The sequence below is a fragment of the Subtercola endophyticus genome (assembly GCF_021044565.1).
In the GTDB taxonomy this organism is placed as follows: Bacteria; Actinomycetota; Actinomycetes; order Actinomycetales; family Microbacteriaceae; genus Subtercola; species Subtercola endophyticus.
The window spans coordinates 2,432,253-2,445,758 of the sequence record NZ_CP087997.1; the positions used below are offsets into that span (position 1 = coordinate 2,432,253).

General features: G+C 69.6%; 7 protein-coding genes. 6 read left to right on the forward strand and 1 reads right to left on the reverse strand.

What is annotated here, in order from left to right; genetic code table 11:
• The first annotated feature begins 41 nt into the window (after positions 1–41).
• Complete coding sequence (locus LQ955_RS11375) at positions 42–716, forward strand: aggregation-promoting factor C-terminal-like domain-containing protein (protein WP_231024660.1); 675 nt, start codon at positions 42–44, stop codon at positions 714–716.
• 441 nt (positions 717–1,157) lie between these two features.
• Here the strand turns inward: LQ955_RS11375 and LQ955_RS20085 are convergent, their stop codons facing one another.
• Complete coding sequence (locus LQ955_RS20085; protein ID WP_304961041.1) at positions 1,158–3,716, reverse strand: sigma-70 family RNA polymerase sigma factor; 2,559 nt, start codon at positions 3,714–3,716, stop codon at positions 1,158–1,160.
• A gap of 529 nt (positions 3,717–4,245) precedes the next feature.
• On the opposite strand from LQ955_RS20085, the gene LQ955_RS11390 reads away from it, so the two are divergent.
• The 5 genes from LQ955_RS11390 to LQ955_RS11410 all read left to right on the forward strand — a co-directional run bounded on the left by LQ955_RS11390 (position 4,246) and on the right by LQ955_RS11410 (position 13,506).
• On the forward strand, positions 4,246–7,650 hold the full coding sequence (locus tag LQ955_RS11390; protein WP_231024661.1) for a S8 family peptidase: 3,405 nt from the start codon (positions 4,246–4,248) through the stop codon (positions 7,648–7,650).
• A 288-nt stretch (positions 7,651–7,938) separates the two neighbouring features.
• Positions 7,939–9,534, forward strand: a complete 1,596-nt coding sequence (locus LQ955_RS11395; protein WP_231028115.1) for an ABC transporter substrate-binding protein — start codon at positions 7,939–7,941, stop codon at positions 9,532–9,534.
• 131 nt (positions 9,535–9,665) lie between these two features.
• Positions 9,666–10,619 carry an ABC transporter permease gene (locus tag LQ955_RS11400; RefSeq protein ID WP_231028116.1) on the forward strand — a complete coding sequence of 318 codons (954 nt, stop codon included), beginning with the start codon at positions 9,666–9,668 and terminating at the stop codon, positions 10,617–10,619.
• The gene (locus LQ955_RS11405) at positions 10,616–11,536 is read left to right on the forward strand and encodes an ABC transporter permease (RefSeq protein WP_390623377.1); all 921 of its coding nucleotides are present in this window, start codon (positions 10,616–10,618) and stop codon (positions 11,534–11,536) included. Before LQ955_RS11400 ends, LQ955_RS11405 begins: the two co-directional genes overlap by 4 nt.
• Positions 11,537–11,664: 128 nt before the next feature.
• Complete coding sequence (locus LQ955_RS11410; RefSeq protein ID WP_231028118.1) at positions 11,665–13,506, forward strand: ATP-binding cassette domain-containing protein; 1,842 nt, start codon at positions 11,665–11,667, stop codon at positions 13,504–13,506.

Genomic DNA, 13,506 nt, shown 5'->3' on the forward strand with positions numbered 1-13,506 from the left:
AGCCGCGGCACCCGAAGCCGCAGAGAGAGACGGATCACCGGATGGGTTTGCTGAACGGAACAGTGCGTCGTCGCGTCGTGCAAACCGCAGCCGTCGTCGCCGCATTCGGTCTCGCCGGTACGCTCGCCCTCCCGATCGCGAATGCTGCCAGTTTCACCAGCAGCTCCCCCGTTCAAAAGCCCATGGCCGCGGGCCAGGCTTACGAGTCGTACGGCACGGGCGCGATTCTCGCTCAGCGTGACACGTATACGGCAACCGACCCGGCTGTTCTGGCCGCGAAGAAGGCCGCCGAGCAGGCCGCCGCGGCCGCTGCCGCAGCTGCTGCCGCCGCAGCCAAGACCGCCGCACAGGCTGCTTCGTCATCCTCGTCTTCGTCATCGTCGTATTCGCCGCCTGCAGCGGCCACGCCGAACCCCGGATCCGCGCAGGCCATCGCGCAGCAGATGCTCTCCGACCGCGGAATGGGCTCCGACCAGTTCTCGTGCCTCGTGTCTCTCTGGAACCGCGAGTCGGGCTGGCGCGTCAACGCGTACAACGCCTCGTCGGGGGCTCAGGGCATCCCGCAGGCGCTGCCGGGCAGCAAGATGGCGGCGTTCGGTTCCGACTGGGAGACCAACCCTGCCACGCAGATCGCTTGGGGCCTCAGCTACATCACCGGTCGCTACGGCACCCCCTGTGGCGCCTGGTCGCACAGCGAGTCGAGCGGCTGGTACTAGGGGCGGGCTCGTCGCGACGACGTGGCGGCTGCCCATCACTTGAGCGGATGCGCGGTAGTTTGGCGTTACCGCGGCAGTTTGGCGCCAGCGCGGTAGTTCGGCGCCAGCGCGGCAGTTCGGCGATGCCGCGGCAGTTCGGCGCCAGCGCGGTAGTTTGGCACTTCCGCGGCAGTTTGGCGCCAGCGCGGTAATTCGAACTACCGCGCTAGCGCCAAAGTAGCGCGGCAGGCGAGCGGCAGCGCGAGATCGCGCCCTCCCCGACGCGGAACTGCGCGTGATGTGCAGCCGCGGTAGCCGGGCAGCGCCGGTGGCCGGGCAGCGCGCGGTGCGCCGGTGTCCGGACGGCGTTCTGGTGCGGGCCGGTGTCCGGACGGCGTTCTGGTGCGGGCCGGTGTCCGGACGGCGTTCTGGTGCGGGCCGGCAGCGGGGTGGCGCGCGCTGTCAGCCGACCGTGAACGACGTGACGCGGGTGGGGCCGTGGCGATCGGTCGAGGGATCCCAATAGCGCATCCCGAGCGTAGCCGGGCCGGCCGGGGCGGTGAAAAGCGAACTGTACGCGCCCGACGAGTCGAGGGGCATCGGGTCGGAGCGCACGGCTCCGTTGAAGATGCGCTGAACGGTCGCGCCGGGTTGGCCGGTCAGCGCGATGGTGAATCGGGTGCCGTCGACGGTGCAGCCCGCCGTGGGATTGTCGAGGGTGGGCGGCGTGGTGAGCACGAAGGTCGATGCCGGGCTCGGTTGCGAGCTGACTCCGTCGACGCTCTGCAGAATCCGGATGCTCGACTGCCCCACCGCGAGACCGTCGAAGTCCGAGACGTTCCAGGCTCCCGAGCTGTCGGCGACGGCGGTGGCGACCGTGGTGCCCGCCGCGTCGAGGATGCTTATCGTGGCGCCAGGCGCCGCGTCTGACCCCGAGAGCAGCGGAAAGAGTTCGCCCGTGGGGTCCGCGTCGATGCTGTACGTGGGCACGGCGACCGGCGCCGGGGTCGGGGTCGGAGTCGGCGTGGGGGTCGGAGTCGGAGTCGGAGTGGGGGTCGGAGTAGGCGTCGGAGTAGGCGTCGGGGTGGGGGTCGGAGTCGGAGTCGGAGTGGGGGTCGGAGTAGGCGTCGGGGTGGAGGTCGGAGTCGGAGTCGGCGTGGGGGTAGGAGTAGTCGACGGCGACGGCGTAGGTGTCGGGGTGGAGGTAGCCGTAGGTGTCGGGGTGGAGGTAGCCGTCGGCGTGGGTGAAGGGGTGGCGGAAGGTGTAGGAGTCGGCGTCGGCGTCGGCAGGATCGGCTCGAGCGGAGACTGCGACGGGGAGGGAGTGGGCGTTGGCGTGGCAGGGGGAACTGACGCGGACGGGGTTGGAGACGCGATGGGGGGTGTGGTGCCCGAATCGGCCCCGGAGCCGGACTGTGAAGAACCGCCCGTTGATGTGCTGGACCCGGAGCCCGACAGCGCGGTCGACCCGGTGCCAGAGGCTGTCCCGCTCGAGGTTGTCCCGCTCGAAGCAGTGCCGCTCGAGGGGCCGGCAGCGTCCACACCCGCAGGCGAATCGGTGCCCGTCAGTGCGGCAGCCGGGGCGTCGGACGGCGACGTCGCGATGGGGCCGGCGGCGGGAGACGGTGTTGTGCCCGGGGCCCCGAAGCGGGCATCCGGAACCGCAAGCGCGGGGGCATCGAGAGCGGAGTTCTGCGAGATACTGTCGGCTGCGGCAGCCTGCGTCGCGGGCGTCGACTGGCTGAGCGCGATCGCGGAGGTCGCGACGAGCGCCGTCAGCGCCACCACCGAGGCCGCCACGAGAATCGTCGGGCGCGGAGTTCGCGCGGCACGGCTCGCGACACGGCTCGCGACACGACGCGCCACTCGTCCGCCGAATGCGGCCGGAGTGATGGCTGCCGAGGGAACGACTGTGGCGGGAACTGTGGCGGGTGCTCCGGCAAATCCGCCGGTACCCCCGCTCGCGGCACCGCTGCCGCCCGAGGACGTCACGTTGCCGCCCGCAACGGCGCCAAGGCTGGGCGTGGCGCCGGAACCCACCGCACCGGAATTGCCCACGCCCGCGCCCACTGACCCGCCGCTTGCGCCGCCAGCACCCACACCGCCGCCCGCGCCCGCTACCGCACCCGGCCACGCGAGCGCGACCGCCGCCGCGGGATGCCCAGCCTGAATCCAGGCGAGGTACCCGCCGGCCCCGCCGACGCCGACAACCAGCGGAAGCAGCACCAGAGCGAGCCGGGAGCCGACCTGATTCGCTTCTTCGAGCACAATCGTGCACGACGGGCATCCGCTCACGTGCTCGTCGACGAGCGCCCGCTTGCCTGCAGGCAGCATGTCTCGGGTGTACGCGCCGAACTGTTCGATCGCGTTCTTGCATTCGTCGTTCAGCGGGGCAGCGAGGTGGGTCTGAATCCAGGCCTGGCGCAGGCCCTCCCGAGCCCGAACCAGGAGCGCCGACACCGAGTTGGCCGTCATTCCGAAGATCGACGCCATCTCGCGCGGCTTGAGGTTCTCGACCTCGCTGTACCAGAGCGCCTCCTGCCAGCGGCTCGGCAACGACTCGAAGGCCCGCGCGGTGAGACCGGCGTTCAGCGCCTTCAACGTCGCGTCGTCTTCGCTCGCCGGGTCAGCCAGCTCATCGAGGTCGGGGCTGGTGTATGTGTTGTCGCTGCGGGCCCAGCTGCGAGCGACGTTACGGATGGTCGTGAGCAGATACGGGCGAAACCCGCTGGTGGGGCCGCCGCCCCTTCTCACAGCTTCGAGAATGCGGGCGAAGCTCTCGACGACGAGGTCGTCGGCATCGTACGACGAGAATCCGCGCGCGAACGCCCGGCCGGCATCACTGTGCCGCCGCCAGAGTTCGGCGAACGCCGGCCGGTCACCGTCGCGCGCGAGTTCGACGAGCTGCAGGTCGCTCTGCAGCGCGACGCCATTCGTGAAGCGCCCGGCCGCCGCTTCGTCGCCCGCGGCGCGGTCGGCGCGGTCGGCACCGAATGCACCGGATGCACTGCGATCGGTCACGGCCAGCTGCTCCTTCTGCGGCTCGACATCGGCGAGCCAGCTTCACCCTATGACGCACGTTCCTCGGCACGAATTCGGCGCCCGTTTCGTGCCCCCTCCTGGGGGTTTTGGTGTACGAGAGGCCCCCCGGCGGGGGGGCGTTGGGGAGCCTCTCACTCAGAGAGACGCGGCAATGCGATTTTCGTGACGCGGTCGCCCGAAGAATGTTTCGAAACGTTACGGGGGGCATGCGGATGCCCGAATCGACCACGCACGTATCTGGCAACACGGCGCGCAAACGGGCACGAAAATGTCAGTCCGCACAATATTCATGCCCTTTTCCCAGGTTTTACATGTTCGAAATGTTCGTGCCTCGTATGGGGGCCAGCCACTGTCTAGGGTGGTCGAACCGCGTGATCGGCGAGATGCGCGGATTCTTCATGTCTCCTACGAACAATTGAGGTTCGCTTTCGTGAGTAGTTTCCAGCGACAGGTTTCTGCAGGCTCATCGTCGTCATCGCCCCGGCCGAGGCGCCGTACCGCGATCAGAGTGACAGCGGCGGGGGGTGCACTTCTTCTGTCGGTGTTCGGCGGAGCATCCATCGCCCAGGCGCTGCCGACGACGCACGCCGCCATCGCGTCTAGCGTCACGAGCGGCTCAGGCTCCGGCCTCGTGCTGCTGCCGGGCGGCGCAACGCGTCCACCCACCGACTTCACGGCCGGCAAGTACATCGTGACGCTCACCGAGCCCGCCGCGGCGAGCTACCCGGGCGGCATCGACGGCTTGGCCGGTACGAAGCCCACACCCGGCGCCAGGATGAACGCCAAGAGCGCGCCCGTCGAGGACTACTCGGCACACCTCAAAGAGAAGCAGCAGGCGGTGGCAGCCGATGCCGGCGTGAGCATCGAGTACTCGTACACCCTCGCCACCAACGGCTTCTCGGCAGAACTCTCACCCGAGCAGGCCGCGAAACTCTCGGCGAACAAAGACGTCGCGCGCATCGAGGCGTCTGAGCTGAAGCACATTCAGAAGGCCGAGCCCTCGACCACCTTCCTCGGCCTCGACGGCTCGACCGGCGTGTGGGCGAAGAACGGCGGAATCGACGCTGCCGGCGCCGGAGTCGTGGTCGGTGACCTCGACACCGGCATCGCCCCGGAGAACCCGTCGTTCGCGGGCGATCCGCTCGGCACCACCGACGGTGCCGCGCCGTTCGTCAGCGCCAACCCGCCCGCCGGGTCTGGGCCCATCACCTTTCACAAGGCCGACGGCACCGACTTTCACGGCACCTGCGTGACCGGAGAACAGTTCACCGCGGCTGACTGCTCGACCAAGATCATCGGCGCGCAGTACTTCATCGACGGCTTCGGCGAAGACAACATCGGCACCACCGCCACCGGCGAGTACCTCTCTCCGCGCGACGGCGACGGCCACGGCTCGCACACCGCAAGCACCGCAGCCGGCAACAATGGCGTGAACGCGGTCGTCAACGGCGACAGTTTCGGCGACATCAGCGGCGTCGCACCCGCGGCCAAGATCGCCGTCTACAAGGTCTGCTGGTCGGGCCCCGACCCCACCAGCGAAGACGACGACGGATGCACCACCCCCGACATCGTGGCAGCGATCGACCAGTCCGTGGCCGACGGTGTCGACGTGCTGAACTTCTCTATCGGCGGCTCCAGCGCCCAGACCACGCTCTCGGCGAGCGACTACGCGTTCCTCGGTGCCGCTTCGGCCGGCATCTTCGTGGCCGCTTCTGCGGGCAACTCGGGCCCCGACGCTTCGACGCTCGACAACGGCTCGCCCTGGTACACGACGGTCGCGGCATCCACCATTCCCAGCTACGAGGCAACCGTCACGCTCGGCAACGGCAAGAAATTCGCGGGCGGATCCATCACCGTCGAGGCGAACGGCAACGGCCCCCTCACCGGCCCGCTCGTGCGAGGCGACGAGGTCGCCCTGCCAGGTGCCGACACCGACAACGCCCTGCTCTGCGGGCCAGGCACGCTCGACCCGGCGAAGGTCGCCGGCGACATCGTCTTCTGCGAGCGCGGCGTCTTCGACCGAACCGCGAAGTCAGACGAGGTCAAGCGCGCCGGCGGCATCGGAATGCTGCTCGTGAACAAGACGCCGAGCTCGATCGACCTCGACCTGCACGCCGTACCTACCGTGCACCTCGATTCCGACTCGTGGGATGGCACGTACGCCTACTCGGCCTCGACGGGCGCGACGGCGACGTTCACCACGGGCAACCAGGCCGGGGCCTCCCCCGCTGTTCCGCAGCTGGCCGGGTTCTCGTCACACGGGCCGGTCGAAGCCGACGGCAGCGACATTCTGAAGCCCGACATCTCGGCGCCGGGCGTGGCGATCCTCGCCGCGACGGCGAATGCCGAGGGTGGCGCGCCCACGTACGCGTTCTACTCGGGCACCTCGATGGCCGCCCCGCACATCGCGGGTCTTGCGGCTCTGTATCTCGGCGTGCATCCGCTGGCCACCCCTGCCGAGATCAAGTCGGCCATGATGACCACGGGAACCGACCTCGTCGACGCCTCGGGTGCACCCAGCGAAGACGTGTTCGGGCAGGGCGCGGGCAACGTGAAGCCCACGTCGTACCTGTCACCCGGGCTGCTCTACCTGAACGGGGTCGATGACTGGCTGTCGTACCTCGAGGGCATCGGCTACGACGCGGGAACGACACCGATCGACGCGAGCGATCTGAACCTGGCGTCGATCGCCATCGGTTCGCTCACCGGATCGCAGACGGTCACTCGCACGGTGACCTCGACCGAGGCGGGCACGTTCACTGCTGCACCGGTCTCGATTGCCGGCATCACGACCACCGTGTCGCCCTCGACGCTGACGTTCGGTGCCGCAGGCGAGTCACAGAGCTACACGGTGACGCTCACGCGAACGGATGCTGCGCTCAACGAGTTCGCCACCGGTTACCTCACGTGGTCGAGTGGAAGCACCTCGGTGCGAAGCCCCATCGCGGTTCGCCCCGTCGCCGTCGCGGCTCCTCTCGAGGTCGACGGAACCGGTACCACGGGCTCGGTCGACGTGACCGTGACTCCGGGCTCGGACGAGCCGGTGCCGCTGAACACGTTCGGGCTGGCCAAGGGATCGCACCTCACCAGCGAGAACCAAGACCCGAGCATCCCCCTCGACGGTCACTCGGCCGTCGCGGTGGCGAAAGACACGGCCGACTTCACTGTCACGGTGCCCGCGGGCGTGGCGCTGGCCCGGTTCGACCTCACCTCGGTGACGTCGGCCGAAGACGGCGCGGATCTCGACCTGTTCGTGGACCTGCTCGACTCCTCGGGCAAGCCCGTGACGGAATGGTCGTCGGCGACGGGTGCGGCGAACGAGCGGGTAGACATTCAGACGCCCACGGCCGGTACCTACCTCGTGACGGCGAACGTCTTCGCTATTCCGTCGACGCAAGACACCGCCGCCATGGATCTGTACTCGTTCCTGGTGCCGACGTCGGGTGGAGTCGGGTCGTTCACCGCTCCGGCCACCGTCGGTGGGGCGCAGGGTCAACCTGCCACCTACACTGCGTCGTGGACCGGACTGGATTACTCGTCGCAGTACCTCGGCCAGGTCGCCTACGGTGACACCGGTGTCGCGACGTACATCGGCGTGACGACGGAGGCGGAGGCGTCGACACCGCCGCCCACCGCTCCGCCGACGACACCGCCCACAACGCCGCCGACCTCGTCGCCGTCGCCATCGGCGCCCGCCCCGTCGGGCAGCGCCTCGGCAGCTCCGGGTGACCCCGGTGCTGGTTCCGGATCGGGTTCGGGCTCCGGCTCGTCTGCGGCCGGCTGGCTGGCTTCGACGGGACTCTCGGCCATCGTGCCGATCGGTCTGGCGGGCATCCTGCTGCTGGCTGGCATCAGCGCCCTCGTCGTGCAGCGTCGTCGCAGCCGCCCGGCTGCGGATAGCTCGGACGAGTAGCCGCTGCTAGACGCTGATCGGAACAGAAGGGCCCTCGCATATCGGGGGCCCTTCTGCTGACAGCGACGGATCCGGCTGCGCTTGAAGCGGGCTGAGCCGCCCGATCGTGTGATGTAATTATGTACTGAGTCCATAAATTCACATCGCGAAAGACACCCTTTGCCCCGCCCCACAGCACCCCGCGCAGCAGCACCCTCCACAGCACCCCACCCCACAGCACCCCGCACTTCCCGCCCCCACCGAGCCCGAGCACTCGCTGCCGTCGTCACCGCGACCGCCGCCGCCCTGTTGCTCGCCGCCTGCACCGGCGGCACGCCCTCGGGCAGCGCCGGCTCGACCGGAACGCCCGTCTCGGGCGGAACCCTCGTCTACGCCACCGGCGACGCCGAACCCACCTGCCTCGACCCGCATGTCGGTGGCAACTACCCGCAGGCACTGGTAGCGACCCAGTACCTCGAAGAACTCGTCTCGCGCGACAAGACGGGCACGATCATCCCGTGGCTCGCCACCGCCTGGAAAGAGTCGGCCGACGGTCTCAGCTGGGACTTCACCCTCAAGCCCGGCGTCACCTTCACCGACGGCACCCCGTTCAACGCCGCGGCCGTCGCCGCAAACGTCGCCCACCTGCAGAACCCGGCCACCGGCAGTTCGACCGGCTACCTCGCGCTCGCCAAGGTCACCGGCGTCGAAGCACTGGATGCCCAGACCGCCCGTTTCACGCTGAGCAGCCCGGACTCCGCTCTCCTCGACTCGCTCAGTCAGCCCTGGCTCGCCATGGAGTCACCGACCGCCCTCGCCCGCAGCCAGGCCGAGAACTGCGAGTCGCCTGTCGGCACCGGCCCCTTCATCGTGAAGCAGTGGAACAAGCAGCAGTCCATCTCACTGGTGCGCAACGACAACTACACCTCGCCTCCGGCCGATGCGGCCCACACCGGCGCGGCCTACCTCGACGGCATCGAGTGGCGATTTCTGCCCGACTCCGCCTCACGCTTCGCCGCGCTGCAGGCCGGAACCGTCGACGTGATCGACAACGCACAGCCCGACACGATCATCCAGGCGCAGAAGAACCAGCAGCTGAGCTACCTGAACGCTCCGCGACCCGGCGCTTCGAACCGCATCGAACTGAACTCGAGCACGGCTCCGTTCGACGATCCGAACGTGCGCGAAGCGTTCATCCGCTCGGCCGACGTGGATTCGGCGGTCTCGAGCCTCTTCTTCGGAACCGCAAAGCGGTCGTACTCGCCCCTCTCGAGCGCCGAGCCGCTCGCCTACTCCGAGCCGAGCGTCTTCACCTACGACCAAGCTGCCGCGGCGAAGCTGCTCGACGCGGCCGGGTACACCGACCGCACCCCCGACGGTTACCGCGAGAAGAACGGGCAGGTACTCGAGCTGACGTTCCCGGTGAGCACGAATCAGTCGATTCCCGCCGAGCAGTCGTTGTTCCAGCAGATTCAGGCCACGGCCAAACAGGCCGGCTTCAAGATCGACCTCCAACCGATGGATCTCTCGAGCTGGTACGCCGCACTCGCCGCCGACAAGTACAACCTCGTCGATGCGCCATACACGAAAGTCGGCCCGGATGTTCTGCGCATCTTGTACGACTCCGCCGGCACCGTGCCTGCCCCGAGCGGGTACTTCGCGAATCTGTCGCAGCTGAAAGACCCCTCGCTCGACGCCCTGCTCGAGCAGGCGGCAGCGACGTCGGATGAGACGCAGCGTTCCTCGCTGTACCAGCAGGCGCAGAAAGTCGTGCTCGACGGCTTCTATATTCTGCCGCTGTACGACCAGCAGAACGGGTACCTCGAGCAGTCGGTCGCGCACGGCTTGCGCGCCATGCCGACGGTGTCGACCCCGACGATGTACGACGTGTGGGTGCAGCGCTGAGACCCGCAGAGCGAACATCGGCTCCGGCCGTCGAATCGCCGGGGCCTGGGGCGGGCGAGCCCGGGGCCGGCGAGCTGGGGGCGGCCGAGCTGAGGGCGCCGGCGGGCGGCCCCGGGCATCCGGCCAGCTGGTTGACGCGTAACGCCCCGCTGCTGCGCTGGCTCGCGCTTCGACTGGTGGGCGTGGTCTTCGTGCTGTGGGCCGTCTCGACCATCACCTTTTTCGCCGTGCGACTCATTCCTGGCGACCCCGCCCAGGCGATTCTCGGCGGGCCCGGGTCGCAGGCCAGCGCGGATGCCCTTGCCGCCGCCCGAGCGGAATACGGCCTCGACCAGCCGCTGCTCGTGCAGTACCTCGCCTTTCTCGGCCGCCTCGGAGTAGGCAACCTCGGCACCTCATACGCCCTGCACCAAACCGTGGCGAGCGTGATCGGCGACAACCTGATCGCAACGCTGACGCTCGCGGCGGCCGCTCTCGTGGTTGCCGTCGCGATAGCGCTGGGGCTCGCCGCCTGGTCGACGCGCGGTGGGCGTGTCGCCGCTGCGATCGGATCGGCGCTCGAGGTGATCGGCGCCGCCGTGCCGCACTTCTGGCTCGCGATTCTCGCCATCGTGTTGTTCAGCACGACGCTCGGCTGGCTTCCGCCGGTGAGCGTGCCGGGGCCGAGCGGCCTCGTTCTGCCAGCACTGGTACTGGCGATTCCGCTCGCCGGGTTTCTCGGCCAGGTGATGCGCGAAGGGCTGCTCGATGCGCTGTCGTCGCCGTACGCCCTGACGGCCCGCGCCCACGGTGAGGGCGAGAGCGGTGTGTTCTGGCGGCACGCGCTCAAGGCGGCAGCGGTTCCGGCCATCGGGCTCACCGGCTGGGCGTTCGGCTCGCTGATCAGCGGAGCCGTCGTCGTGGAGACGATCTTTGCGCGCCCGGGCCTCGGCCGAAGCCTGCTGGCCGCGGTGCAGGGCCGCGACGTTCCGCTCGTGGTGGGCATCGTAATCGTCGTGGCGCTGGTGTACATGCTCGTCACGACCGTGACCGATCTGGCCGAGCGCATCATCGACCCGCGCATCGGGCGCCGGGTGACGTCGTGATCGCGGCACCGCTGTTGTCGCCGGAGGCGAGCGGTGACGCTCAGCTGTCGGGCGGGCGCCCTGACCGCCGCAACGGATTCGAGGCGCGAGAGCGCAGCCGGGCATCCGGTCGCCGACGAACGCTGCCCCTGAGCGTCGTCATCGCGCTCGTGGTGCTGGCATTTCTCGTGGTGGCGGCACTCTGGCCCGATCTTCTCGCCCCTGGCGACCCTCTGGCGATACACCCGCTCGATGCGTTCCAGCCCCCGTCGGCCCAGCACCTGTTCGGCACAGACGAGTCGGGGCGCGACATCTACACGCGGGTGATCCACGGCACGGCGGCCTCGCTTCTGATCGGCGTGACGGCCACCGCCATCGGAATCGGGCTGGGTCTCGTCTTCGGCCTGCTGGCGGGGCTCGGCCCGCGCTGGGTCGACTTCGGCACCACACGGCTGCTCGAGGTGATGTTCGCTTTTCCCGGGCTGCTGCTGGCGCTGCTGTTCATCGTGATCTACGGGCCGGGCGTGGTGACCTCGACTCTCGCGGTGGGTCTGTCGACCGCTCCGGGGTACGCCCGGCTGATCCGCAGTCAGACGCTGCAGGTTCGGGATGCGCCCTACCTCGAGGCGTCGCTCGTGCTCGGGCGGGGCAGCCTCTACCGGCTCACGCGGCATCTGCTGCCGAACGTCGCCGGCACGCTCTTTGTCATCGCGACCCTCGGCATCGGCCAGTCGATCGTGTGGGCCTCGGCGCTCAGCTACCTGGGCCTCGGCGCCGTTCCGCCGTCGCCGGAGTGGGGTGCGATGCTCTCGGCGGGCCGCACGTACATCACGTCGTTCTGGTGGATGACGTTTTTTCCCGGCCTCTTCATCGTGCTGAGTGCGGCAGCGACGACTCTGCTCGGGCGCGGCCTGCAACAGCGCAAGCGGTCGTCGTGAGCGGGTCGGCGCAGGGCGCCGAGGCGGATGCTGCCTCTGATGCTGCCGCCCGCACGGATGCTGCTCCCCGCTCGCACGCTGCTCCCCTCTTACAGGTGCGCGACCTGACCGTGCGCTTCGGCGGCCGGATGCCCGTGGTCGACGGCATCTCGTTCGACATCGCCCCCGGTGAGATCTTCGGCCTCGTCGGAGAGTCGGGATCAGGCAAGAGCGTCACCTCGCGCGCCCTGCTCGGTCTGGCCGGATCGGGCTCGCGGGTGCAAGCGCAGAAGCTCTCGCTCGCGGCGGCCCGGCCGGCCGCCGGGGCGGGTGACGGCATGACGGCAGGCGCGGCAGACCGGGCCCGTGCGGCAGGCTCAGCGGGCGCGGTCGCGGCAGAAGGCGCGGGCGCGGGCGTGCCGAACGGCGCGGGCGGAGGCGCGATCGTGGCGGACGGCGCGGGGGGCGGTGCTCTCGATCTGCTGCAGCTCGGCGCGCGGGCCTGGCGCAATGTGCGGGGGCCACGCATCGGGTACGTGCCGCAGGCCGCGCTCGTCGGGCTCGATCCGCTTCGTTCCGTGGGCCGCGACATCGACGATGTGCTGCGACTGCACACGCGGCTCACCCCCGCGCAGCGCCGCGCAGAAGTGGTCGAGCTGCTGGCGGCCGCAGGCGTTCCGGAGCCCGAGGAGCGTGCGGCCCAGCGCCCCTACGAGCTCTCGGGCGGGCTCCGCCAGCGTGCGCTGATCGCCGGCGCGATCGCCCTGCGGCCCAGCCTGCTCATCGCCGACGAGCCGACAACCGCTCTCGACGCGACCGTGCAGGCGGGCATCCTGGCCCTGCTGGAGCGCCTCGGCGACGAGGGAACCGCCATTCTGCTGATCAGCCACGACCTCGCGGTGGTCAGCCGGCTCGCGAATCGTGTTGCCGTGATGCAGGCCGGCCGTATTGTCGAGCTCGGGCCCACCGAACAGGTGCTGCGTGCTCCTCAGCACGCCTACACCCGGCAGCTCGTGGCGGCGGTGCCGACCGATCGGCCGCGCGGATCGCTGCTCGCCGGCGCTACCACCGCCAGCGCAGCCGCCGCCAGCGCTACCGCCCCCGGCGCAACCGCGACCCCGGCCCCTCCCGTACCAGCGACTCTGACGCCTGCACTGGCGACCGTCGCCCCGCGGCCCACCCTCTCCGCACCGGCCGGGCCGCCGCGAGCGGGTGCGGCTCACCCTGCGCGCGCCGGCGCGGCCTCGCCGGCCGCCACTGCGAATCCGGTTCTCGAAGCGCTCGGAATCAGCAAGCGGTTCGGTGACCGCGCCGCCGTCGACGACGTCAGCTTCACCCTCGAGCGCGGTCGTACGCTCGGTCTGGTCGGCGAATCGGGCTCTGGCAAGACCACGGTCGCGCGGCTCGCACTTGCTCTGACCACCCCCGACGCCGGCGAAGTGCGCCTGCTCGGCGAACCCTGGAGCGACGTGCCCGAACGCCTCCGCCGCGCGCGTCGACCGCTCATCGGAGCCATCTACCAAGACGCCCTCAGCTCGTTCGACCCCCGGCTGACGGTGGGGCAAATTCTGTCTGATGCGAAGGCCGGCGGCCGATCATCCCGCACCCGAATCGACGACCTGCTCGATCAGGTGGGGCTCGTCAGCTCTGTCGCCGACCAGCGCCCGCGTTTTCTCTCCGGCGGCCAGCAACAACGTGTCGCCATCGCCCGCGCCCTCGCGCCGGGCCCCGACGTGCTCATCTGCGATGAGCCGGTGTCGAGCCTCGACGTCTCGGTTCAGGCGCGCATCCTCGACCTGCTGGATGCCCTGCAGCGCGACCTCGGAGTCGCCTACCTCTTCATCACCCACGACCTGGGCGTGGCGCGGCACATGAGCGACGACCTGCTCGTCATGCACGCCGGCCGCATCGTCGAATCCGGACCGACCGAGACGGTCTTCACCTCTCCCCGCGACCCGTACACGAAACGGCTGCTGTCGGCCGTGCTCTGA

Coding starts and splice junctions, on each gene's coding strand:
- LQ955_RS11375 (WP_231024660.1), top strand. CDS start 42: ATGGGTTTGCTGAACGGAACAGTGCGTCGTCGCGTCGTGCAAACCGCA.
- LQ955_RS11410 (WP_231028118.1), top strand. CDS start 11,665: ATGCCCGTGGTCGACGGCATCTCGTTCGACATCGCCCCCGGTGAGATC.